Raw genomic sequence first — 24366 nt, 5'->3', positions numbered from 1 at the left:
GAAGTGATGAGAAGACGGATGACGGCTTCATGCGCTGGCCTCCGCCGCATCGTGGTGACGAGAGGCACTGACACGAATCCACAGCCAATCGAGCAGGCCCATCACGATCAGCGAGAGGCCGACCAGCGGGAAGATCACCCCGATGATCATCATCAGGCCCCAGACACCGGCGATACGCTTGCGCTCCCTGGGCAGCGGCGGGATACCGATACCGCCCACCGGACGACGCTTCCACCACATCACGCCTGCCCCGACGCTCATCATCACCATCGCGAGACACGCCATCAGCAGAATCAGCTGATTGATCAGGCCGTACTGCTGCCCCAGATGCACATTGATGCCCCACTCCAGCGCCCGTCCCAATGGCCCGTAGTCGGCGTAATGCATGTCGAGCAGCACATCGCCGGAGTAGCGATCCACATGCACGACCTGCTGGCGCTCCAGCGCATCCGGATACACGGAGCCGGTATAGACGCCCTGAGCGGTGCTCGGCAGATTGATGGCATAGCCCGGCGCCAGGCCCTCGCGAGCGAAGATGCGTTCTGCCTCGTCGAGGCCGATATCGGCGTGGGCAATCGCCGCAGCGCTCAGTGGCACAGCCGCTTTCACCGGCGCGGAACTTGCGCCAGAGCCGCCGTGACCGGCGTGCTCACCCTCGTCGACAATGGGATCAGCGGCGTCACCCGGCAAAGAAGATAACGGGATAACGGCTTGTTCAAGCGACCAGCTGGTCAATTCCTGATCCACCAGGCGGGCATCCGACATCGGCGTGTTCACGCGCACGCCATCGGGGTACCCATAGTTATGCCCATTGGCCAACTCGTTGACCTTGGCCCCCCAGACCATCGACCACGGCATGCCGGTCACGGCGAGAAACACGATGAAGCCGGCCGCGATGATGCCACACACGGCGTGCAGGTCCCGCCACCACAGCCGGCGCGCCGGCGTGGCCCGCAGCGTGACCACACCCCCTTTCTGCCCCCGCGGCCACCACAGATATAGCCCGCTGAACACGAGCAGGATCGACCACCCGGCAGCGATCTCCAGCGCCGCGTTACCGATCGGCCCCGTGATCGCGAGGCTATGCAGACGACGTACCGTCCACATGATGCTGTCGCGGTAGGCCATCTGCCCCTGGACTTCGCCGCTGTAAGGATTGACGTAGACGGCCTGCTTGCCACTGCCATCGGCTGCCACGATATCGACTTCCGTGGTCAGGTCACGGGCGGGAGATGGCACGACGCGCACCGGCGTGCCCGGAAGACTCGCGAGCGCCTGATCCACCTGCTCGCTCAACGGCAGGCTTGTCACTGCCGGATTCTGAGCACTCTGCGTGACGGGCGTGTTGACCTTCATCAGGTCGGAATGGACGAATTGATCGATGCCATCGCGGAACAGGTACAGGCCTCCCGTCACGGAAAGCAGTACCAGAAACGGCAGCACCAACAGGCCGGCATAGAAATGCCAGCGCCATACTGCCCGGTAGATATCGCTGAACCCCCGCCCGGCGCGGCTGGCGGTTCCAGTGTCTGTTGCGGTCTTCATTGCACAAATTACCCATCAGCAGGCGCCCCACGTGCGACGGATCCAGGGTCCGTCGGTCAACGCGGGGTCACCGAACATGGTCTGGAGCCGTCACGACGGCCCCGGAAGCGTTCACGCAAACACTGATGGGAAAGGCGGTGCACGCCCGGGAGGACGTAGATGGACATCGATCTCCCGTCGGGAGACCGGCAATGGGCGAGGCGTGGCGTCTCGCCCGAGGACTGCCAGCATCAGTACCAGCACGGCGGCGATCAATGCCAGCGTGAAGGCGGCCATGCTGGCCAATGGGCAATCCGAGGCGGCAGAACTGTGGGTGATCTGCGCCTGGGAGCCACTCTCGCGTGCCGCGCGAGTGATCCAGTCGCTATCCCCGCTGACCCAATGTCCGGCACCGGGACTCTCGAAGACAGCGTGATCATTCACCATCACCACACGTGGCGCCGCCAGTGGCATCACCAGCATCGCGGCCAGCGCCAGCAACATCACGAAGACCGCGTGGCCATTGGCCGCCGTCAGGCGTGACAATGCACGGTGGAAGGAGACGGACTCATTGCGAGTCTGGCGCGAGCATGGAGCCGACATCATGAGGCCGACTCCGCTGGCACATCATGCCCCGCGCCCTGATCTATCGAGTCGTGCACCGAGTCATGCACCGAGTCGAGCAGCTGTTCGATGCGATCGGCCAGCTGGGCCGGCGTCTGACTGAGCGGCAAGGTATCGCGCAGACGGCCCTGATCATCGAGGACGAGAATCGCCACGCTGTGGTCGATCATGTAGTCGTCAGCAGGATGAACGGCTGGACCGTGCTCACGCACATGAAACTGGAGGCCCAATCGCTGCGTCAGGGTCTTGAGGCTCTGCTCATCGTCCGGGGCCGTGCGAAGGCCTGTCACCGGCAGGTGGAAGGCGGAAAGATAGCGAGTGAGGACAGGCAGGGTGTCGCGGGCGGGGTCCAGGGTCAGGAACAGCGGGTGCAACCTGTGTTGATCCTGAAGGTCCAGGCGCTGCCAGACCATCTGCAGACGCGCCAGAGACAGCGGGCAGATATCCGGGCAATGGGTGAAGCCGGGGATCAACAGGCTCAGATGCCCGGATTCATCACCGGCCAGCGTGCCGGGAGTCAAGGTGCCGCGCGTTGAAGACAGTTCCAGCGTCGTCGGCCAGGCCTCGCGCGGTTGATGGGAGGCATTGAACCCCATCACCAGCACGATCAACATGATAGCGAGAGCACTGAGCCCCATGAGGGCCAGTTTGCGCAGCGACATGAAAGCCCCGGAAGCATGGCAATGAGCGTCACCGCACGATGCGGTGCGCCTGGACGATGGGTCCTGACTCTGTCAGTTGCACGGATGCTAACGGTTCAGTCGCGAGATGCGACAAATGCGACAAGTTGCCACGCCACGCTCGGTGCACGCTGCGATAGCGACAAGCCATCATGACCATCATCAGATTCAAAGTGCGCCGCCCACGGACTGCCACGACACTAGGCTCATTCCCTCCCTCTTGTCATGAGGTCCCCCATGATTCAACGCCTGTCCCTGCACCCAGCCATTCTGGAGGTGCGCGATCTGGAAGCCGCCTGCCGCTTCTTCCAGGAGACTCTCGCCCTGCCCACATTGCTGCGCAACGCGACCAGCGCGACGCTCGAGCTGCATCACGCACCCGATGGGCAGACCAGTGTCCTGTTGTTGCAGTTGAGCGCAGAGCAACCGGACAGCCGCAAATTGACCCTGGAGGTGGATCGCGATGACTTTCCCCATGTCAGGTACCTGCTGCAGGCCCACGGCGCACACTTGATGGAAAGCCACGGCAGCAGCGCCCCGGGCTGTGCCTGGCAGGTCCTGGACTGTGTGTTGCCTGATGGGCATCGCCTGCGCGTGGTCAGCATCAACCCCGAGCGCTGCGCGCCGGTGATCAGCCGAGGTGTCAAGAACGCTCAGTGAAAGACGCGCAGTGAAAGACACGAAATAAAAGACACGCCGATGGCTCATGCCGCTAGCGCCCTTCTCCATCCGGCGAGGTTCTGAACCAGACAATGCCTGCGCTGCCTGGTGACCGCAACTGGAAGGGCGCTGCCAGTCCTTCGAGCGCATTGTCGGAGGGATTCTCCGCAGAGGGCACGCTTTCCGCCAGCTGGAAGCCCCCTTCCGCGGAGCATTCAAGCGTGCCGGGGAGCAGGTTCGTCACCTGCTGCAGCAAGGGCTCGATCAGTCCCAGGTCAGTGGTAGCTCGCAATTGATCGAACAGCGAACGTACCAGTGCGGTCACCAGATCACCGTCCTCCTGAAGCTGCGTCCCCACGGGACAGTACAAGGTTCCCACCTCCACTTCTGGAACGCAGACTCCCAGCAGACTGCAGGTGGGCAGGGCATTCACCGTGCCCAGGGTCGCATCCACCAACGCAACCACCGGGCCGAGGTAGTTGGTGAGAATGTCATCCTGCGCGACGGTCCCGGGGGGTGGCGTGCACAGGTCGAGCACCCCGGTGCTCAACAGACAGCTGGTATCCGCCGGCGGATTCTGTTGCTCTTCCAGCGTGAACGTCTCGCAAGGCGTCCCCGCGATCACCTTCTGCGATATCCAGCGCGACTGCACGTCCCTGCCGCTGAAAGGACATTGCTGGGGTGTTCCGCGATAGAGAAATCCCGGCAAGGCGGCAGGTTCGCCAGGGCCGATGGCATAGACAGGTCCGCCCTGCAGCGCATGCAGATAGCTGACACTGCCGGCATTCACGTCACCGGCGATATCACGGCTGTCGGTCGCTTCATCACTGGCGGACTTGAGACAAGGGTCACCACTGCAGTTGGCAGTGGCGTAATAGAGTGGCTCACGACTGGAGAAGCGGTCATCCCGTATCCCGATCAAGGCGCGACTGACCACGGGAGGCTGGCTGCGATCGAAATACAGAATGCGCGGGGCGTCATGCTCATCGACATCGAAGACCTCGCCCAGCGCGCGCCCGTTGGCATCCTCGACCACCAGCTCGCGTGACTGCTGGGTCATGTAATGCTTGAAGAGGGCATCCCGTATCGCCGCCAGCCCGACCAGCGAGCCGATGATCAGGATCGAGGTGATCAGGATCAGCTCGATGGTGATGATGAAACCGCCCTGTCTGCCAGGCGAACGGCATGCGTGAGTGACCGACCTCTTATCTGCCGCCATGTGCTTTCCCCCGAGATGATTGTGCTGGCGAGGCTGTCGGCTTCGCCGCATTACCACAGCTCTCTCATCAGGATCAGAACCTCCTGAACGCGCAGACTGGCCGGAAAGATCACCAGCACGAAGAACAAGGGGCCGCCGACGAGCAACATCGGAAACAGCGCCTTGACGCTGCGTTGCTGCATCGCCTTGCGCTGGCGCTCGCTCTGTTGGCGCGCCAGCTGGGCGGCAAAGGCTTCCAGCACATCGTGCAAGGGGTTGCCCATCCGGTTGCCCGCCACCAGCAACATGGCGAACTGGTGCAATTCGCGGCTGCCAGTGCGCCTGGAAATTCGCGAGGCGGCTTCCTTGAGCGACAACCCGCCTTCCAGTTCTGCACTGAACAGCTCGAGTTCGAAGGCCAGCGGATGGGCAGGCGGCAGTGCCTGACGAGCAGCCTCCCGCAACGATGCGGCCAGCGACAGGCCATGGCGCTGATACGCCAGCGAGACAGCCAGCAGATGGCCCAGCGCCGCGGCGATGCGTGTCTGGCGTTCACGCCGACGCTGCCCCAGCCACAGATGCGGCAGGAGGATTCCCATCAGCAGGCCCGCCAGACCGCCAAGCCCCGTACCCGTCACGCGCAGAACCAGCAAGCCGAGCAGAACGGGCAACATCAGCTGGAATACCCACCACCAGATCACGCGACGCGACTCCAGCCCGGCCTGACGCATGCGCCGACGTGGCGTGAGTGAGCGGCCTTGTCGGATATCGTCAGGATTGCGCAACAGCTCCTGCAGCACCTGCGCGATGCCGCTCTGCTCCAGACGAACCTTGAAGGTGCTCTGCAGGGCCAGATACAGCGCCAGCAGCGCGCCCAGCACACACAGGATGATGATGTCCGGCAGATAGGCGTCGGGGAGCGACCATGACGGCAGCGAGGCAAGGCCATTCATGGCTGCTTCCTCATCATGTGACGCAGCCAGGCAAAGCCCAGAATCTGGCAGCACACGGCGCCCAGCAACAGGACGCTGCCCAGCGGGTGCTCCAGCAGCAATCTCAGCCAGTCCGGCTCCTTCCAGAGAATGAAGGGCACGATGGCGTAGGGAAGCAAGGCGATCACCAGCAGGGAGTAGCGCGCGCCGGACAGTTCGGTACGCAGCTGACGGCGCATCTGGTAACGCTCATGCAGCGTGGGCAGCAGGGAGGGCAGCAGGCTTGCGAGGCTCATGCCACGCCGCTCGGCGCTGATCATCGCCGCCGTGAACAGTCTGACGCTCTCGCAGGGGTAGAGGCGCAGCATCCGCTCGCAGGCCTCGTTCAGTGACAGTCCCATGTCCAGCCGATAGACAAGCTGCATCAGTTCGCGGCGTGAGGCCTTGAGGGACGATGCCCCCGCCAGGCGCAGCCCGTTGCGCAGGTTGTCTCCCAACTTCAGGCTCGCTTCCAGCATGTCCAGCGCCTGGATCAGATCCCCCTCGAAGCGGAAGATGCGCCGACTGGCGAATTCATGCAGCAGGAAGCCGACCAGCAACAGGCTCGTCATCAATGCCAGTGAGGCAAGCAACAGGTTGCCGGGGAACCAGCCGAGGAAGATCACGAAGATCATCACGCTGCTTCCCCACACGCCCGCCACGAACAGCACCGGCCGCATGCTGATGTCCAGCAACGCCAGCAGGCGCTCGAGACGTGGCATCTCTCGGCGGTGCATCAGCCCGAGCGTGGTATCCGCGCCCATGAAACGCTGCGCCCTGATCATGCTGATGATCAACCACAGGGCAGACAGCGCGATGCAGACCAGCAGCAGGATCAGCATGTCAGTTCCCCTGCGGTGACGGGCCCTGGCACCAGCCATCCCTGACACCGCTTGCCAGGGAGGCCCCGCGCGATGCCAGATGCGCGAGGAAGGCATCCAGCACCTCCGGGTCGGCCTGATAGGCGTCTTCATCACATGCCTCACCGGCCGGCACGCCTGCACGACGCTGCAACAGCTCACGAGGACGCGCCTCACCCAGCCAGGCCAGGCTGGCAAGCTGACGGTGGCCATCGGCATCGCGCTCGAGATGCACGATCAGCGCCCCGCTCAGACGCACCATCTCCTCGATCACCTGACGGTCCGGGTGAGCACTGCTCATCAAGGCCAGTGCCAGCATGCGCACCGGCACATCCAGCGCGCCATTGGCATGCAGGGTGGTCAGGCTGCCGTCATGCCCCACCGTCATGGCCTGCAGCATCTCGAAGACTTCACCACCACGTGCCTCGCCGACGATGATACGGTCCGCGCGCATCCTCAATGCCGCGCGCAGAAGCTCCCCCAGCCCCTGTGGGCGCGGCGTGTCTCCGGCGACGGGATAGCTTTCCAGCCTGACGACATGCGGATGCTGCAGATCCAGCTCGGCGCACTCCTCCACGCTCACCAGCCGCTCGCGCGCATTGATGTAACCGGCCAGATGGTTGAGCAAGGAGGTCTTGCCGGCTCCGGCACCGCCGCTGATGACGATGTTGAGCCGAGCGATCACGGCCGCTTCCAGCAACGCCAGCAGGCCCGGACTCAAAAATCCGCTGTCCACGAGCCTCGCCCCGGTGAGATGGTGCCGACGGAACCGGCGAATCGAGACGAGGATGCCATCGGGGGTCAGGGGTGCGCAGACCGCATGCAGGCGACTGCCATCGGCCAGACGTGCATCCACGATGGGGTTTGAGGCATCCAGGTGCTTGCCGAGCGGCGCGATCAGGCGCGCGACGAAGCGCTGCAGATGCGCCTCGTCATCGAAACTGAGTGAGGTGGCCTCCAGTCGCCCGCCGCGATCCACCCAGATCTCATCAGCGCCATTGACGAGGATGTCACTGACGCTCTCATCACTCATCAACTCGGTGAGCGGGCCGAAACCACAGAGATCATTGGTCAGACTGGCCAGCAGTCGCTCGCGACTGGGCCCATCGAGCTGGATCTGGTACTCCTCGCAAAGCACGGTGAGCGAGGAGGCCAGACGCTGCTGCACCCCTTCCAAGGCAGTCTGATGATCCCCCTCCAGCTCACCCTGGCGCGTCGCAAGGCGCCGGTAACGCACGGCCTGTCCCTGCTCATCGGCCAGACGCGTGACCAGTACGCGCTTGAGACGATCCAGGATCTCGGGCGCGATCAAGACACGTGTTTCAGCAACTGAGACCTCCTCCACTTCGCTCACCGCGAGGCGTTCAGCATCCTGTGAGGACGCTCGACCACGTCGCATGCGTGACAGTGCGCCGTTCATGAGGAAATCCTCATCCCACCAGCCGCTGCCTTCAGGGCATCGCCCCGACAATGCCCTGCCGTCGCCAGGCGCAGCAGATGGGCACGTGCCGGTTGATGGTCCTGCCTGCGGGCCAGACTGGCATCGAACTGACGGCAGGCGTTCGCCAGATGCCCCTGCGCCTCATTGATCAAGCCACGGTGATACTCCACCCGCCAGGCCGGCGCCCCGAGACGCGAGGCCAGCGTCAACTGCTGCTCGGCATCGTCATAACGCCCCTCGACATAGCCCACCGCCGCCAGCCCTTCATAGAGACCGGCATAATTCGGGTGCAGCAACATGCCACGTTCAAGCACGTTGCGCGCCAGGGTCGTGTTGCCCTCTTCCAGCGCCAACTGACTGCGCAGCACGAAGGCCTCCGGCGGGTGCGAGGGCCCGATGCTCATCTGATCGAGGAAGAACTGGGCCTTGTCTCCACGTCCCGCCGCATGACTCAGCAAGGCATTGAAGTACAGGACTTCGGGATTGCGCGGGTACTCGACGTGCAGCCGCTCCGCTTCCCGCAGCAGGCGCTGGCAATCCACCATCGGGCTTGCCACATCCTCAAGCTCCAGACAGGTTCGGCCCTGCACCATCAACTGCTGATAGCGCTCGTTGAGGTACTCGAGGCGATCTCCGGCATCCGGGCGAGACTCCCGCATGCTGTCGATGGAGCCACAGCCAGCCAACCACCCCACCATCACGCCCAGTACCCCAAGACGACACACGGATTCACGAATGTTCATGGCGTACTCCTCAACGCGAAGATGGCAGGCGGCTCAGCGGCATGTCGGCAAGGCGACTGGCGCCATCCGGGAAACTCCACTGGGCGACTTCGTTGATCGGCTCCCGTATCAAGGTGGGAGTCACGATGATGACCAGCTCCTTGTCGACATCGGAACGATTGAAGGAGCGTGTCATCCAGCCGAGCAGCGGGACGTCACTGGCGCCGGGCACGCGGTCTTCCTGGCCACTCATGTCACGCGAGACCAGTCCGCCCAGAATCAGCGGCTGCCCGTCGCGCAGGCGCGTGGTGGTGCGCAGGCTGCGCACATTGAAGGCGGTACTGTTGAGTTCGGAGCCGGTGCTGTCGGCAATCTGCTGAGTCAGCAGGGTGTCCGGCGTCGAGATGGTAGGCAGCACATCCAGCGTGATGCGATCATTCTCGTCGACCAGGGCACGCACGCTGAGCTGGACCCCGAACGACTTGAAGTCAGTCCCGCTGAAGACCCCGTTGGTGTTGGCGCCCAGAGTGTCATCCTGGCCCACGCCGGAGGGCGCGAAGGCGGACGGGACCGGAATCTCGCCACCGACCTGGAAGACCGAGCTCTCGCCGGCCAGTACCGTCAAGGTCGGACGCGACAGCGTGCGCGAGATGCCTTCGTTCTCCATCAGGCTGAACAGCAGGTCAAAGGCGATGTCACTGCCGCCGATCTGCAGGTTGTTGATCAGGGTGCCATCCAGAATCTGCAGGGCATTCTCGAGCCCAGAGGCACCGGCGGCGCCGGTCTCGCCCAGCGCCAGCGGACCACTGGCGTTGTAGCCGTTGGTCATGATGCTCAGGTCCGGACGCCAGGCCTTCATGCGCGAGCGATTGACCTCATGCATCTGGATCGCCACCCGTACCTGCGGCACGTCACGGACCTCGATCATCGAGATGAGGCGCCCGCCCGCGATGGAAAGCACCTTGGAGCGGGCGATGTTGTTGCGGATGTTGTTGCTCAGGCTGCCGCCACCACCGACACCACTGCTGGAGGTGATCGAGCCTCCGTAGCCCCCGGCGCGAGCGTTGTCCCCCATCAGCGCCCCGGACTCATCCGCCAGCACATCGATCCCCGCATCACCACCGGCCAGCGGACTGCCCCCGACGACACGGGCTGCCACATTCAGAATCCGCGTCAACGCCACCTGATCACGCACCTCGCCTTCCAGCAGGAAGGTATCGAAGAGATCATTGGGCATCTCACCGAATTGCAGCCGCCTGACCTTGACCTCCTCTCCCCCCAGCGACGCGATGGCCTCCTTGAGCTTGTCGGCAATCGGCTTGGGCTTCTGGGTCACCTTGATGAGGTTGATGACCGGGCTTGCCATGCTGGTACTCATGCCCATCGTCGGTGCTCCTGCCTGCAGCCCCATGGCGGCGGCGGGCTGGGCGGCGCCACGCTGACCGGAGAGCAGGTAATCCATCGCGGCCTGCTGGGCGGCCTGGCGATAGTCTGCCGTGGGCACCTTGCCGCGCATCACCAGTACAGGCCTGTCCGGGGCGGAATGAATGGAGATGGAGGGGTGAATCTCGCGCAGCGCACTGCCCAGGACACTCAGATCCGGGCTCACGCTGAACAGAAAGGATTCGTTGCTGCCATCGGCGTACCACACCATCACCGTGGTACGACCGACTTCCTTGCCCAGCATCAGGACTTCACGGCCGCCGATCACCTCGACCTCGATGATGCTCTGCTTGCCGACGGCAATGCGTTCGATGTCCTTGCCGAAGGCCAATCGCGCGTGTGTCCACTGCACCAGAGTGCGCGAACGGGAACTGCCGCTGCTGTAGGCCGTATCCACATTGATGAGCCCGGCGGCGGGGAGATCACTGCCGGCCAAGGCCGGCTTTCCCACGGCAAGGGGAGCATTGTCCATCTCGGCCGCAATGACGAGGTGACTTGTGCCGGCACTGAAAAGTGCCAGGCACAACAGGAGACGAGGGGTCTCGGGAAGAAGAGTGGAAAGCTTGTTCATGGGCGCTCCGGGGTAAGGCTGATCTCGAGGATCACGCCGAGACCGCTGATCCAAGAAAGACGTTTTCGGTATTCCTTTCACGAATCGTCGGGCATCAGATGAGGAAAAGGCCCTGTCTCCACCAGCGGAAATCCTACAGCGTTATGTCCACGCTTCGACGCTGCAATCCCTGGAAGATCTCGATTTGACGCGTCTGAACGGCAGGTGCGATTGGCAAGCGATGTTTGACCTCCTTGCCATGCAATACCAATGACACTCTTTCCTGGGCGCCCAGACTTGCAAGCCGGAAGATATCCTCAGGAAGAGCCGCGATGACCAGGCCGGATGTCTGACTGGAAGACTTGCCGATGACCTGAGGTGACAGCGATGACAGGGGGCCACTCTCCACCGGAGAAGGCTGCGGATTGTTCATGGTACCCATCAGGCGAACCTGCTGTGCGATGACACGGACTCGCCCGTTCAGGCTACCGATGACATCGAAGGTATCACTGGGTTTTATCTGTGAGACGGGGAAGGAATGGCTCGCCATGGGGAGCGAGAAAAGTACTCTATCCTCAGGAATGTAGTGCGAGAGACTTTGACGTTTCACCGGCTGGAGATCCTGGGACTGGATGACATCCCCCGGCAGACGATTGCGCGTCATGACCTTGCCGATTGCCATGCTCATGTCCTGCAACCCTCCTGCCACATCCTTCATCATCTTGAGCTCCAGCATCTGAGGGGTGACGATCTGACCCCGAGCGATGAGATCGTTGGCCACCAGCACCTCTTCAGCCCCCACACGCTCGTACTGTCGATACCCCAACAGGCTTGCCATCGAGGTGGATATCAGGAAAACGACCATGGCGATCGTCGTGCTGCCATTGAGACGAATGTTCATGGCATCCTCCGATATTCAGTTATGGCATGGGGGGCAGGCCGGGCATCCTGACGCTGATACCCGACCCGTGACGATGTCGATTACGGAGTGAAGCTGCTGGCACTTGCCGCATCATCCGCAGCGCCACCCGTACTTGGCCCCGAGCCATTTGCAGCGCCGGACTCGGTGAAGTCGACCGCCACGAAATCAAAGGTGACTTCGTCACCGGCATTGGTATCGGTACTGTCAATGAAGCCCGAACCTTCCAGGAATGCCGTACCTTCCGCGTTGACCAGACCATCAAATGCATAGGATTGATCAAGCTGGCCGATAGCTTCTGCCACATCTTCCATTTCCGCCGTCAATGAATCTCGCATGGTGACCAATCCGACGACCATGCCGATTACCATGACGGAAAGAATCAACACCAACTCGGTCGTCATCACGAAACCTGCCTGGGACTTCTTGGTTGTCTTTTTCATCTGAGAATCTCCAGTGAGGATATCTGCGTCAGCGTCGCTTTCCTGCCCGACAATTCGTGGCCACCGTCAGACTGTCATCTGCATCGTCTGCCCACGCCATGAAGACTAATGGATTCAGAGAGTTTCAACTGCAAACCAATGTGTCGCGCCATGTCACACCGGAAATGGCGTAGACATCAGGCATGAAAAAGGCACTGTGCGAGTCGCATCAGTGCCTTTTTCGATCAATGTTGGTCGGCTTGGAAAGCGCCGCTCAGACGCCGTGAGGAATCACCGGCAGAATCGCCAGCCCCGTGTGCCGAGATGGAAATGATCACGATGTGCCGCGTTGTAATCTGGCCCCAGCACGGTGCCGAAGCTCTCGCAGGCAGCGTCCTGCACGGCGCGCAGGAAACGCCCCGGGGCATCCTCATCCTCTGGTGCCGTCCAGTCGCGTGGCAGGCGGACCTGGCGCCCATCCGCCAGCGTGAAGCCTGAGACATCCAGCGCATCTGCGGTGGCATGCTCACTGCGACGTGCGTTCTCCCGCCCATAGATATTGCGACAGGCATAGCTCCCCAGATGGGTCACCTGCGTCACCCTACTCCCCAACACCTCCTGCGCCGCCGTCTGCAGGCCATGGCGCTCGAAACGCAACCAGCTCACGGCCAATGGACAGCTGGCGATGAAGGACTGGTTGAAGCGAACGCCCTGCTCCTTGCCCGTGTCCCCGGGTACGGCATGCATGCGCACGCTGTTGATGAGCCCACAGCCACTGTCACTGGGGCGATCTGGCAGAAAGGTCACCCGTTGCGGGGCTTCCCGCTCGAGAAAGGCGCGACAGGCGGCCGGGTCATCGTCGAGTCGTGAGAGCTTCCAGCCGGTCAGCATGCCGGGCGGGTCACCCAGCTGCAGAGGCGTCCACGGCAGATGATGCGCGGGTATCCAGCGTGACAGCACGAGGATATCCCGCTGAAGCCCTACGCCCAGCAGGATGACTGCCAGGCACATCAGCGTGACCCAGCGGCCCTTGCGTCCTGCCTTGCGTTGCGGTCTGTCCATGACATGTCTCCTCTTCGTGGCTCGAGTCCCTCGTCGCCGTGCTCGGCTCCCGGCATGCCTGAGACATCTCCCATGCATGCCATATCAGAAACAGTGAAATGAAGGATGAGGCGCTGCCAGACACTCGCCTGTCCACTATGCTGGGCGCAATCCAGCAGAGCGGTCAGACGCACCCTGATGGGCCGCGATCCTCTGACTGCCTCTGCACGGCAACGCGATTTCAGGAGCGAACATGACGACAGCATCCACCTCACGACTGGGCAGGATACCGCTCTCGGTGCTGGACCTTGCCCCCATCCGAGACACCGGCAGTGTTGCCGAAACCTTCCACAATAGCGTCAGCCTCGCCCAGCATGTCGAAGCGCTGGGCTTTCATCGCCTGTGGCTGGCAGAGCATCACAACATCGATGGGATCGCCAGTGCCGCGACATCAGTGCTGATCGGCCATGTCGCCGGCAAGACATCACGTCTGAGAGTCGGCTCCGGCGGCATCATGCTGCCCAACCATCCCCCTCTGGTGGTGGCCGAGCAGTTCGGCACCCTGGCCACGCTCTATCCTGACCGCATCGACCTGGGACTCGGGCGAGCGCCGGGCTCCGATGGCATCACCATGCAGGCGATGCGCCGCGATCCCTCCGCCGGCGTGCACGACTTCCCTCAGCGGCTGGCCGAGCTTGAGCAGTACCTGGGCGAGGCTTCCCCCGCCCAGCGCGTCAAGGCCATGCCGGGTCAGGGCACTCATGTGCCCCTGTGGCTGTTGGGGTCGAGTGATTTCAGTGCACGCCTGGCGGCCGAAAAGGGACTGCCCTTCGCCTTCGCCGGCCAGTTCGCGCCCGGCTACATGCTGGAGGCCATCCGGCTCTATCGTGAGAACTTCACGCCCTCCGCGGTGCTGGACGCGCCCTACGTGATGCTCGGCCTGCCGTTGATCGCCGCCGAGAGCGATGAACGCGCCCACTTCCTGGCCAGCACCCAGCAACAGAAGTTCCTGAACCTGATCCGCGGTGAGAGCACGCGCGCCCTGCCACCCCGCGAGACGCTGGACTGGTCAGCGCGGGAGGAAGCCATGGTCGGCCAGAATCTGGCAGCCGCCATCATCGGTGGGCCTGAGCGCATTCACCGCGAACTCGAGCACTTGCTGGAAGTGACGCAGGCGGACGAATTGATGTTCAACTCAGATTTCTATGACCATGCAGACCGTCTGAAGAGCTACGAGATACTCGCCGAGGTCGCCAGGCGTTGACCGAAGGGGGATTTCCCCACCACGCCCCACCCTCCTGCCCCACGCAAGACGCCGCCCACATGACATGTGAGCGGCGTCTTGCTGTCAGAGCACAGGCTCGGCTCAATGGTGATCGCGCGGGTTCACTCGGCGATTCTTGACGTCCGGTGCACGACGGATGCGGTCTTCCTCGGCCAGGCTATCAGCCTCGAAGACATCCGCACCGACCGGTGTCTCGCCATGACGGCGATAGAGCTGGCTGAGCATCTGGCGGCGGTCTGCACGCAGCTCCTTCACCAGCACCACGATCATTCCGTAAAGAATGAAGGTGAAGGGCAAGGCCGAGAGGACCGAGGCCGACTGCAGGCCCTTGAGACCGCCCGTCGAGATCAGCGTCAGACAGATGGCCGCGATCAGCACGCCCCAGACCACACGCTTGTAGAGCGGCGGGTTGATCGAGCCGGCGTCCGTCATCTGCGCCACGATATAGGAAGCGGAATCCGCCGACGTCACCAGGAACACGAAGATCAGCAATATCGCGACAACGGACAGCACATTGCTGAAGGGCATCAGATCGAACATCTCGAACAGCGCGGACGTGATGTTGGCATCCGTTGCGGCAGCCAGTCCGACATCCCCGCCCAGCTCCATGTTGAGCGCCGCGCCACCGAAGACACCGATCCACAGACAGGCCAGCAGCGGCGGCACGATCAGCACGCCCACCACATATTCCTTGATGGTACGTCCCCGCGAGACACGCGCCACGAAGGTGCCGACAAAGGGTGACCAGGCGATGACCCATGCCCAGTAGAAGACGGTCCAGGAACTGTTCCAGTCATTGCCGTCATAGGGCGACATGCGCAGACTCATGCCGATGAAGTTCTGCAGATAATCGCCGATCCCCAGCGTGATCGTCTTTAGGATATCCAGCGTCGGCCCGGTGAACAGCACATAGAGCATCAGCGCGATGCAGATGCTCATGTTGAGGTTGGACAGTCGCTTGATGCCCTTGTCGAGCCCGGACCAGGTCGAGGCCATGTAGGCACAGAACATCACCCCCATGATGATGAACTGCCACTGCCAGCTCTCCTCCACTCCGAAGACGAAGTGCAGACCACCATTCATCTGCAACACACCAAGCCCCAGCGACGTCGCGACCCCCATCACGGTGGCCACCACCGCGAAGACATCCAGAACTGGCCCGTAGCGGCGCACCTTGGGGTGCTTGGCCGTCACGGACGACAGCACCGAGGAGACCAGCCCCGCCTGCCCTTTCCTGAACTGGAAATAGGCGATGATCAGCCCGACGACCGAGAAGGCGGCCCACTGATGGACGCCCCAGTTGAAGAAGGCATATTGGATGGCGTAGCGCGCGGACTCAGGCGTCTCCCCCGGCATGTCACCGAAGGGAGGCTTCAGATAGTGCTGCATGGGCTCTGCCATGCCGTAGAACACCAGCCCGACCCCGAACCCCGCCGCCAACAGCATGCTGACCCAGGAAAAGAAGCTGTAGGAAGGCCGGCAATCCTGCGGCCCGAGTCGGATCTTGCCGTATTTGCTCAGCGCGAGGCTGACCAGAAAGATCACGAAACCAAAGACGGAAATCAGATAGAACCAGCCGAACATGCTGGTCACGGCGCCAAGCGCCTGATCAGCCAATTCACCGAAACGGGTGGGGAATCCTGCCCCCAACGCGACCAGACCCAGAATGATGATGACTGACGCGCTGAATACGCGCTTTCCTCCAGATGTCATATATCGCTACTCCCTGTTAGCTGTGACAGCGGTGAGGTGGATCGCGCACCAGCGAGAAACGAGTAGCGCTATCGCCAACGAATATTCGCAGTGCCTTGTAGACATGACTCTGATTCCCCAGAACTTCAAGGGCCAGCGACGGAAAACTTGCGTCTGGCCGGCGCTGGGTGCGCCAAGGGGCAGGCAGATGACGGGTATCATCCTGATATCGGAAAGCGGTGTGAGAATTCATGGCAGGCGAAGCTTGCCAGATGATGCCTGACAGGCAGCTCCTGACAGGCAGCTCCCGACAGACATTGGCGAGCACGCCAAAAGACTTCTACATTACTTGTACACAAGTGATAGAAAGATGACCTGCCACGGAGAGAATCCCCGATGCCTGTTCAAGCCTCCACCTCGCACCACACGGCGAATACCGAGACTGCCACCCTCCCTACAACGCCCCCTGACACGCTGCATGTCAGCTCACCCGCCGAGCGGCAGGCTGAGGCCAGCATGACGCTCGACTCCCTGTCGCGCGCCCTGCAACAGGGCATGGTGCCGGTCGTCGAGGTCATGTCATTGGATGGCATCTACAAGGTGCGCATTCACCACTGCCACGGCATTTCCGATCTGACTCGCCTTGATGGCAAGGCCCTGTGGTTCAAGGGCACGGGAGAGATACGGGATCTGATGAGATCGCGGGGCATCAGTCACGGCGTGCTGACCTGGGCGGATCAGTGGGGGGATGAGATGATCGGCATGGTGTCGCGCTCCCTCACTCAGGAGGAATTGCTGGCCTGGGGAACGCGGATCTGCTTTCGCTAGCGATGACACGCCCAACGCCTCGCAGGCTCTGTGGGGATCTCCGGCAAGCACGCTCTTCTGCCATCAGCTCCTGCTGCCAGCTCCCACTACTACGTCCCATGACAAGACAGGCCCCCGGAGAGACTCCGGGGGCCTGTCTTGTCGTCTTGCTTTCTTGCGTCACGCTCGCATCACCCTCGCGTCACCCTCCCGCCGACGCCGCTGACCTCCCCTGTCGACACTCCTGGATAGACACCGAGGGATGGACACTGGCCAGGCTCAGACCTCGGCCGCTTCTGGCGCAGTCTCGGGATGCCTTTCCAGCAGCGCCAGCAGGTGGGCCTTGCGTGCCTTGAACAACTCACGGTGCTCGTAGTCTCGCTTGTAGGTCTGCTTGGAGACCACGGCCGTCTCGAACACCTCGAACGGTGCACCATTGCTGGCGAAGCGATTGTCCAGCGCCATGAACGCCTCGATCAGAGAGGGCGTGTAGTGCTGACGCAGGCTCTCGTTGAAGAAGTAGCCCACCGAGAAATACGGCATGAAACCGTGGCGCTCCGCGTCCCGAACGAAATCGGCATACAGCAGCGTGGGATGCTGACGTCCGATCCCCAGCTTCGCGTGATTCTTGGCACGATTGGACACGAACACGGCCGTCTGGCGTGGCAGGAACAGATGCTCCACGAACAGTGCCAGAACCCGCGTGACCACCGGGGACCCTTGCCGGGCGGCGATGAACCAGGCCTCCACGGGCCGGCTGGGCGCCTTGTGCTGACGGAAGGTGAAGACGCCATGTCTGGCGGTGGCGCCGGGCAACCATGTCTCGAGCGGCGCCAGGCAGAACGTCGTGGCATCCGCCCAGATGCCACCGAAGCGACTCAACAGATAGAGTCTGAGAACATCCGTCTTCATCGCCATCGACAGCCTGACGGTGGATAGCTCGAACGCCGCCATGAGGTCCACGCCCAGCACCTGCTCGAGATTGTCAGCGTTCAACAGGCGCACTTCGTGGTCCGGATTCTGTCTCTGCCAGGATGCCACGCTCAACTGCACCACTTCCGGCGCCTCTTGAAGCGGGGCATGCCAATACATCCAGATGATCTTCTCGACGCCCTGCTGCTCTTCACTCGTCTGGTGTCCGCTCGTCTGGCATTCGCACGCGGCGCGCAGATGCTCAAGCGCCGCAGAGGCTTGCTGATGCCGAGGGGTGCCGGGCTCAAGCTGGTCAATGCCGTAATGGGCGTCGTAGCGACGACTGAACCAGGGGACACGCTTGCGCAGCCAATAGCCCTTGTTTTCAAAGGTATCACTGGCAATGAAGGCGTTGATCATCAGGATTTCCGAAAGACGAAGAGGTAGCTCCAGAAGCCACGAGGGAGCGATGAATGGACAGGACTGCCGGCATCTCGACACGCGACGGTATCAGGCACAGCGGCTTGCGGCGCTGTGGCGACACCCTTGTGACGCTTTTTCGATGACGGCACTCCCGCGATGTTACAACAGCCAGCCAGTGCCGTCCTGCGGGTTCATGATGTCAGTCGTTCACCTCGGACGGCATCGTGTCATGCCGGCTCCTGCACCTGGTGGCCTGCCTCCCGGCAGCGTTCGGGGAATTCCTCCCAATGCTTCATGACCTGCCAGGCGCCGGTATCCCGCAGCACCTCGGCGTGGCCCGGCGGAATGTGGCTGGCCCCCAGATGCCCCACGACCTTGAGACCCGCAGCCACGGCTGCCTGCATCCCAGTGCGGCTATCCTCCACCACCAGGCATTCCTCGGCGGAACGCCCCAGCGTCTTGAGGGCGAGCAGATAGAGGTCGGGCGCCGGCTTGGGGTTGATGACGTCATCGGAGGTGAAGATCGGCAGTTCCCGGTCGCCATTGGCCGCGGCGATCTCGTCCAGAATGCCACGCAGTCCCGAGCTCTCGAGATTGATCTTCATGCGTGAGGCGGAGCTGTTGGACACCACCGCCAGGGGCAGGCGCTGATCGCGAATCCACTCGAGCGTCTTCACCACGCCCGGCATGGCCTCGAGGCCATTGGCGAGACGCTGATCCACCTCCAGACGAACCTGCTCCAGAGCATCGGCCGGCAGGCGATGCTGACTGCGGCCTTCCAGGTCCACTAGGATGTCGCGCGTCATCATCCCCAGGCAGCGATCCAGCTCATGCTCGATCTGCTCGCTCGTGCCGAGATCCGGCAGCCACAGCGGCAGCTTCTCCTTGAGCACGCCGTCGGCAATGATCTCGCTATCGACCAGGACTCCATCACAATCAAATATCAGCTGTTTCATTCAATCTCCAGGCAATCAAAGGGAGGTGCATGGCATCGGCCTGTCACCCGAGGGGGCTTGTCAGGGCAACGATGACGCCATGACAGTCATCATTTCCCTCATTCATGAGGGCGGAGGCGACACAAGGCAATCCTTGAGCACGAATTGCCGTGTTTCGAACGTCACCATCGCGCATCCCTTGACCTCGCCAAGCAAGATGCACTGCAATGAGAAGGTGTGACAGGGATTCTCACTTGCTCGAGACGACCACGCAGGAGGAAGTATGCATCATCGTACGTCCACCCCATGCCATCACGCCTCACACTCCACGCGCGGCTTCGGCACTGGCCTGCTCGCTGGCGCGGCCGCGGCGACCGCCTTCTTTCTGGGACGCCGTCTGAACCGTGCTCGCAAGGTCAGCAGCGGCCATCCGCTCAAGCACCAGGTGCTGGACGCGGCCTCGCAGGTCATGCAACGCAAGTACCCGATGGAAGCGATGAGCACCTACCTCAACGGTTTCCATCACTACGCCGATGACATGGGCCGCCAGGTGGAAGCCAGTCATTTCTGCATCCACCTGGAACATGATCTCCACCAGTGCGTCATCTTCGATTCCAACCGCAGCGACGCACGTCTGATCGGGATCGAGTACATCATCAGCGCCGAACGTTACGAGCGACTCCCCGAAGAAGAGAAGCCGCTCTGGCACAGCCATCACTATGAGGTGAAGTCCGGCATTCTGGTCGCTCCGGGCATCCCGGAACTGGCCGAGCGCAGTTACTTCGAGGATCTGGTCACGACCTACGGCAAGACCTTCCACACCTGGCAGATCGACCGCGACGACTTCCCCTACGGGATTCCGCAACTGATGATGGCCTTCACCCGTGACGGCCAGATCGACGAGGAGCTGATGAAGCGCCGCGATGAACGCCTGGGTATCAGCACCGAGGAGCGCCGCCGGAAGCGTGCGGATATCGCGATGCCCAAGGTCAGTCCGAAGGCCAATGGCGGCCCGACACCGCCTGACAACGAGTCGCATCAGCCGCCTCACGAGAGCCTGGACGACCAGCGCTGACCCTCTCTCGACAGCGAATGACGCGACTCATGACAGCACTCATGACAGCACTCATGACAGGGCGCCCGGCAATTGCCGGGCGCCCTGTCATCTGAGCAAACCACTCGGGGTGGCTTCTTCTCGGCACCACCTCGATCATGGCGGTCGTGCTGGTTGTCGCTCTGGTCGTCGTGCTAATCGTCGCTCTGGTTGTCGTGCCGCGGTTTTCCCTCACGTGAGGTGGAGGCCATCTTCTCGAGTTCCTCCTCGCTCATGGAGTCGTACATCGAACGCGCCGCGCCCTCCAGCTCGCTCGCCTTCTGCTCTCCCCGGCGCGCGGCCAACGCCGCTCCTGCTGCCATCTGCTGTGCTCTGGACTTGGCTGGCATGACTCTCCTCCCATCACTCTGGATGACTTCCATGCGCCATGATCGGCGCCAGCGAGCCTGACGCGGTGGCTCGCTGTCATGCTCATTCACCGCCATGCGGCTCTCCCGCGAGCTTTTCAAGCCTCGACAAGCCTTGAGTTTCGCCCCGCTGACCCAAGGCCATGAACAACAGGCCACGTCTTGCCAGCGATGCGCCAGCCACAGCGTACCGCTCGTCCATGCAAGCGCCACATGCCATCCATCGATGGGCCCCGTTCACCCGCAGGAGAGCCGCCATGCCCGACGCCGAATTCCCCCACGACCTGACGCCACATTCCGCCCAGGATGACCTGACCACCCTGGACGCCGAGCAGCTGTCGCGCGGCTATCAACGTGGCCAGTTCGACCCGCTGCAAGTGACACAGGCAGTGCTCGCCCGTATCGAGCGACTCAATCCGGCAGTCAACGCCTACGTGCATGTCGCGCATGACACGGCGCTGGAGGCGGCGCATCACGCCAGACAGCGCTGGCAGGCGGGCAAGCCCCTGAGCCCGCTCGATGGCATCCCGATCTCGCTGAAGGATCTCACCGATGTCGCCGGCATGCCGGCGCGCGAGGGCTCGCTCACCACGGCGGCCACGCCCTGTCAGCAGGACGCCCCTCCGGTGCGGCGCCTGCGCGAGGCAGGCGCGATTCTGCTGGGCAAGACCAATACCCCCGAGTTCGGCTGGAAGGCCGTCACCGACAATCGCGTGCATGGCGCCACCGGCAATGCCTGGAATACCGCGCTGACCCCGGGCGGCTCTTCAGGGGGGGCGGCCACCGCCGCCGCCCTGAACCTGGGAGTCCTGCATCAAGGCGGAGATTCCGGCGGGTCAATTCGCATTCCCGCCGCCTTCAGTGGTGTCTTCGGCTTCAAGCCCACCTTCGGCTGGACAGCCCAGTGGCCTCCCGCCCAGGCCGCGTCCCTGTCCAGTATCGGGCCGCTCACCCGCAGCCCACGCGACGCCGCCGCCATGCTCAATGTCATCGGCCGTCATGATGCACAGGACCCCTACGCCACCCGCGGACAACCTGAGGATTGGGGCGTGGAGATCGGCACGCCACTGACAGGCCTGCGAATCGCCTACTCCCCGCGCCTCGGGCAGGCCGATGTCGACCCCGAGATCGCCAGTCGGGTAGCACGCGCCGCAGAGCGTCTGGCAGGGCTTGGCGCCGAGATCGTGGAGGTCGATCCCCCCATCGACTCAAGCCTCGAGATTTTCCGCAAGATCTGGTTCACCGCGTCGCTAGGGGTCTGGAAAGGCTGTGATGCCCGCCAGCGCGAACAGCTCGACCCCGGCCTGGTCGAGAATGCCATGCGTGCCCGCGACTGGACCTCGCTTGAGTTGTTCGAGGCCTTCGAGGCCAGGCACCGGCTCACCCAGCAGCTTGAGCGCTTCCATCAGGACTACCCTCTGCTGCTGACGCCAAGCGTCGCCGTCCTCCCCTTCGCACTGAATCATCAGGTGCCGCCCGCCAGCCAATGGCACGACTGGGAGGAATGGGCGCCGTTCTCGTACCCCTTCAACCTGAGCGGCCAACCCGCCGCCTCGGTCCCCTGCGGATTCACTTCGCAGGGACTGCCGGTCGGCTTTCAGCTGGCAGGCGCCAGGCACGCGGACGTCCATCTCCTGAAAGCGGCCACCGCCTATATGGACGCCTACCCGACCGCGCACCCCGCCGAGCCCTACCGCCCGAGGTGAGATCGCGCGGCCGCACTGGCTGACCGGCGACCTTCACAGACGACAACGCCCGTCACTGCCTCTTCATCAGGGGCGGTGGCGGGCGTTGGCATGTGATGCCTGTCACCCAGGCAAGAGGCAATTTCCAGGGCTATTTCAAAGGGCTATTTCAATACGCCATGCAAAAGGCGATTCACATGACGGCGGCCCCGCGAACTCACCCGATTACTTGAGCGAATCCTGATTGCCGATGCGGGCCATCATCTCGGTGAACATCTGGATGTCCAGCAGCAGATTGTCGACACGCTTGAACTCTTCAGAGGTATGCCCGGTATAGGTCTCGCCCGGCATCGACGGCCCGAAGTTGATCGCATTGGGCAGCAGCTTGGCGGTCGTGCTCCCCGCCGAGGAACGCGGCTCGGCATCGAGTCCCGTGGTATCGCCGAAGATGTTGAGCAGCGTCTGGAGCCAGGCACCGCTGGGATCACGCAGCATCCAGTCGCGAATCTCGACGTTCAGCGCCACGTCCATGCCCTGCTCCCTGGCATAGGCTGTGAGCTTTTCCTTGATCACCTGGCTGAGTTCCTCAGGCGACTTCTCGCCCGCCGGAGCCCGCACGTTGACCGCGACACGCAGCGCGTCGTCCTCCTTCTCCAGATAGGTCGGCGTCACCTTGAGCGGCCCCATGAAATCATGGGAGTAGGCAATGCCCAGCAGCTTGCCGTGATAATCCAGCCCGTAATTGTCATTCAGGTAGTGCACGGCATCTTCATAGGCACTGTCCTGGAAATCGATACCGGAGGTGGCCAGCAGTCCCGCCAGTCGTGTCACCGGATTCACGCCATTGGCCGGTGCCGATGAGTGGGCCGACTTGCCCGTCACCGTGACGATGACGTCCTCGCCCTTCACTTCACTGGCGACGCTGAAATCCTTGCCGTGCTCGTTGACGTAACGGCTGCCAAGCGCTTCCAGCTTGTGGTTGAGCGCCTTGGCGCCCGCGGCATCACTGGCGTGCAGGGTGGCGACGGAGCGCTCGGGAATCTGGTTGGTCGCAAGTCCCCCCTTGAAGGAAGTGATCGCCGGCAGGCCATCCGCCGCCTGCCCCGTCTGTGTCTCGCGTGCCAGCGGGAAGCGTGCATCGATGGTGCCGAAGCCATTCTCGGCGGTGATTGCCGGATAGCCGCTGTCCAGCACGATGTTGTATTCGGGCAGCGCGTTGTGCGCCTTGTAATAGGCGAAGCCGTCACCACCGGTCTCTTCCGTCGTCTCGATCATCAGGCGAATGGTGCGCTTGACCGGCACCGCATTCTCCTTGAGAGACTTCATGGCATACAGCGCCGCGGCGATGGAGGCCTTGTCATCCTCGGTGCCACGCCCGTACAGCTTGCCATCGATCTCGGTGACCTCGAACGGATCCAGGTGGGTGCCATCCTCAAGCGTCCAGCCCTCCTGGTCCGCCGGCACCACATCCCCGTGGGTGAGAATGCCGAACACATCCTCCCCCGTCCCCTTGAGCTCCACCTCGAAGACACGGTCATCCACGTTGCGGAACGTCAAGCCGAATGCCTCGGCCTTGTCCTTGATCAACTCCCCGAAACGCGAGATCTCGGGGTTTTCATGCTGGGGTTTCTCACCGACCTTGAAGGTCGGGATCGCGACCATTTCCTTGAGCAGCTCCTGGACGTCATCGCCATACTGCAGTCGGTTGTAGACCCCCAGCAGGCGATAGACGTTGACGAAGTCATCCCCCTCCAGCGGCTCGCCGGCCAGATAGTGGTCAATGGCGCCGGAAACCGCGCTGTCTTCCTGATTGCGTTCCGCGACCTGCTTGAGGAAACCGTTGAAGTCTGCCGCCAGTGTCTCCTGCCCCTGCTCGACCAGACTGGCCAGCTGCTCATGCTTGAGCGTGTGCTCGCCCTGCGGCGCGCGCTTGCCAGTGTCATCGGCTGCCATCGGCTCATCTGCGCTGACAGGCAGCGCGCTGCCAAGCCCGAGCGCCAGGCCCAGCGCAAGGGCTGTCTGACGGGAGGTGGCGTGAGTGGCTATTCGGGTACTCATGGGCATGTGCATCCTTGTATTGGGCAGGTATCCACGTCATCAATGGCCTGACG

Annotated in this window: 22 protein-coding genes; 5 read left to right on the top strand and 17 right to left on the bottom strand. The window is 62.7% G+C overall.

Annotation, left to right across the window (positions count from 1 at the left end):
- Positions 1-27 precede the first annotated feature (27 nt).
- The 3 genes from OW493_RS09270 to OW493_RS09260 all read right to left on the bottom strand — a co-directional run bounded on the left by OW493_RS09270 (position 28) and on the right by OW493_RS09260 (position 2810).
- Positions 28-1545 carry a PepSY domain-containing protein gene (locus OW493_RS09270; RefSeq protein ID WP_289863941.1) on the bottom strand — a complete coding sequence of 506 codons (1518 nt, stop codon included), beginning with the start codon at positions 1543-1545 and terminating at the stop codon, positions 28-30.
- Between the two features lie 111 nt (positions 1546-1656).
- Positions 1657-2130 (bottom strand): hypothetical protein, encoded by a 474-nt coding sequence (locus tag OW493_RS09265; RefSeq protein ID WP_289863940.1) that lies wholly within the window; start codon positions 2128-2130, stop codon positions 1657-1659.
- Positions 2127-2810: an SCO family protein gene (locus OW493_RS09260; protein WP_289863939.1), complete on the bottom strand. Its 684-nt coding sequence runs from the start codon at positions 2808-2810 to the stop codon at positions 2127-2129. The genes OW493_RS09265 and OW493_RS09260 overlap by 4 nt, the downstream gene beginning before the upstream one ends.
- Positions 2811-3065: 255 nt before the next feature.
- Here OW493_RS09260 and OW493_RS09255 point away from each other — a divergent pair, with 255 nt between their 5' ends.
- Positions 3066-3488: a VOC family protein gene (locus tag OW493_RS09255; protein ID WP_077371280.1), complete on the top strand. Its 423-nt coding sequence runs from the start codon at positions 3066-3068 to the stop codon at positions 3486-3488.
- A gap of 52 nt (positions 3489-3540) precedes the next feature.
- Here OW493_RS09255 and OW493_RS09250 read toward each other — a convergent pair whose 3' ends face one another.
- The 9 genes from OW493_RS09250 to OW493_RS09210 form a co-directional block, all read right to left on the bottom strand.
- Positions 3541-4707, bottom strand: a complete 1167-nt coding sequence (locus tag OW493_RS09250) for a hypothetical protein (RefSeq protein ID WP_289863938.1) — start codon at positions 4705-4707, stop codon at positions 3541-3543.
- Between the two features lie 50 nt (positions 4708-4757).
- Positions 4758-5639: a type II secretion system F family protein gene (locus tag OW493_RS09245; RefSeq protein WP_289863937.1), complete on the bottom strand. Its 882-nt coding sequence runs from the start codon at positions 5637-5639 to the stop codon at positions 4758-4760.
- Positions 5636-6499, bottom strand: coding sequence for a type II secretion system F family protein (locus OW493_RS09240; RefSeq protein WP_289863936.1), 864 nt, complete (start codon positions 6497-6499; stop codon positions 5636-5638). The genes OW493_RS09245 and OW493_RS09240 overlap by 4 nt, the downstream gene beginning before the upstream one ends.
- A 1-nt stretch (position 6500) precedes the next feature.
- The gene (locus OW493_RS09235) at positions 6501-7937 is read right to left on the bottom strand and encodes an ATPase, T2SS/T4P/T4SS family (RefSeq protein WP_289863935.1); all 1437 of its coding nucleotides are present in this window, start codon (positions 7935-7937) and stop codon (positions 6501-6503) included.
- Complete coding sequence (locus tag OW493_RS09230; RefSeq protein WP_084208468.1) at positions 7934-8701, bottom strand: hypothetical protein; 768 nt, start codon at positions 8699-8701, stop codon at positions 7934-7936. The genes OW493_RS09235 and OW493_RS09230 overlap by 4 nt, the downstream gene beginning before the upstream one ends.
- 10 nt (positions 8702-8711) lie before the next feature.
- Positions 8712-10694, bottom strand: coding sequence for a pilus assembly protein N-terminal domain-containing protein (locus tag OW493_RS09225; RefSeq protein WP_279875338.1), 1983 nt, complete (start codon positions 10692-10694; stop codon positions 8712-8714).
- A 133-nt stretch (positions 10695-10827) separates the two neighbouring features.
- On the bottom strand, positions 10828-11574 hold the full coding sequence (locus tag OW493_RS09220; RefSeq protein WP_191237161.1) for an SAF domain-containing protein: 747 nt from the start codon (positions 11572-11574) through the stop codon (positions 10828-10830).
- An 80-nt stretch (positions 11575-11654) separates the two neighbouring features.
- Positions 11655-12035 (bottom strand): hypothetical protein, encoded by a 381-nt coding sequence (locus tag OW493_RS09215; RefSeq protein WP_084208465.1) that lies wholly within the window; start codon positions 12033-12035, stop codon positions 11655-11657.
- 270 nt (positions 12036-12305) lie between these two features.
- On the bottom strand, positions 12306-13076 hold the full coding sequence (locus tag OW493_RS09210; RefSeq protein WP_289863934.1) for an extensin family protein: 771 nt from the start codon (positions 13074-13076) through the stop codon (positions 12306-12308).
- Positions 13077-13308: 232 nt separating this feature from the next.
- Here OW493_RS09210 and OW493_RS09205 point away from each other — a divergent pair, with 232 nt between their 5' ends.
- On the top strand, positions 13309-14319 hold the full coding sequence (locus OW493_RS09205; protein ID WP_191237162.1) for an LLM class flavin-dependent oxidoreductase: 1011 nt from the start codon (positions 13309-13311) through the stop codon (positions 14317-14319).
- A gap of 102 nt (positions 14320-14421) precedes the next feature.
- Here OW493_RS09205 and OW493_RS09200 read toward each other — a convergent pair whose 3' ends face one another.
- Complete coding sequence (locus OW493_RS09200; RefSeq protein ID WP_077371258.1) at positions 14422-16053, bottom strand: BCCT family transporter; 1632 nt, start codon at positions 16051-16053, stop codon at positions 14422-14424.
- A gap of 375 nt (positions 16054-16428) precedes the next feature.
- Between OW493_RS09200 and OW493_RS09195 the strand changes: the two genes are divergently transcribed.
- Positions 16429-16860 carry a hypothetical protein gene (locus OW493_RS09195; protein WP_289863933.1) on the top strand — a complete coding sequence of 144 codons (432 nt, stop codon included), beginning with the start codon at positions 16429-16431 and terminating at the stop codon, positions 16858-16860.
- Positions 16861-17118: 258 nt separating this feature from the next.
- On the opposite strand, the gene OW493_RS09190 is transcribed toward OW493_RS09195, so the two are convergent.
- Both OW493_RS09190 and OW493_RS09185 read right to left on the bottom strand, forming a co-directional pair.
- Positions 17119-18171 (bottom strand): capsular polysaccharide synthesis protein, encoded by a 1053-nt coding sequence (locus tag OW493_RS09190; RefSeq protein ID WP_289863932.1) that lies wholly within the window; start codon positions 18169-18171, stop codon positions 17119-17121.
- A 230-nt stretch (positions 18172-18401) separates the two neighbouring features.
- Entirely contained in the window at positions 18402-19130 is a 729-nt protein-coding gene (locus OW493_RS09185; RefSeq protein ID WP_289863931.1) for an HAD family phosphatase, read from the bottom strand.
- 262 nt (positions 19131-19392) lie between these two features.
- Here OW493_RS09185 and OW493_RS09180 point away from each other — a divergent pair, with 262 nt between their 5' ends.
- On the top strand, positions 19393-20184 hold the full coding sequence (locus OW493_RS09180) for an OBAP family protein (protein WP_289863930.1): 792 nt from the start codon (positions 19393-19395) through the stop codon (positions 20182-20184).
- Positions 20185-20357: 173 nt separating this feature from the next.
- On the opposite strand, the gene OW493_RS09175 is transcribed toward OW493_RS09180, so the two are convergent.
- Complete coding sequence (locus tag OW493_RS09175; RefSeq protein WP_077371330.1) at positions 20358-20552, bottom strand: DUF3008 family protein; 195 nt, start codon at positions 20550-20552, stop codon at positions 20358-20360.
- Positions 20553-20827: 275 nt separating this feature from the next.
- Here OW493_RS09175 and OW493_RS09170 point away from each other — a divergent pair, with 275 nt between their 5' ends.
- Entirely contained in the window at positions 20828-22276 is a 1449-nt protein-coding gene (locus OW493_RS09170) for an amidase (RefSeq protein WP_289863929.1), read from the top strand.
- A gap of 204 nt (positions 22277-22480) precedes the next feature.
- On the opposite strand, the gene OW493_RS09165 is transcribed toward OW493_RS09170, so the two are convergent.
- Positions 22481-24313 carry a dipeptidase gene (locus OW493_RS09165; protein WP_289863928.1) on the bottom strand — a complete coding sequence of 611 codons (1833 nt, stop codon included), beginning with the start codon at positions 24311-24313 and terminating at the stop codon, positions 22481-22483.
- Between the last annotated feature and the right edge of the window lie 53 nt (positions 24314-24366).

The organism is Cobetia sp. 14N.309.X.WAT.E.A4, from assembly GCF_030397495.1.
Taxonomy (GTDB): domain Bacteria; phylum Pseudomonadota; class Gammaproteobacteria; order Pseudomonadales; family Halomonadaceae; genus Cobetia; species Cobetia marina.
Note: the sequence above shows the minus strand (reverse complement) of the source record. Positions and strands in the feature narration are given on the sequence as shown.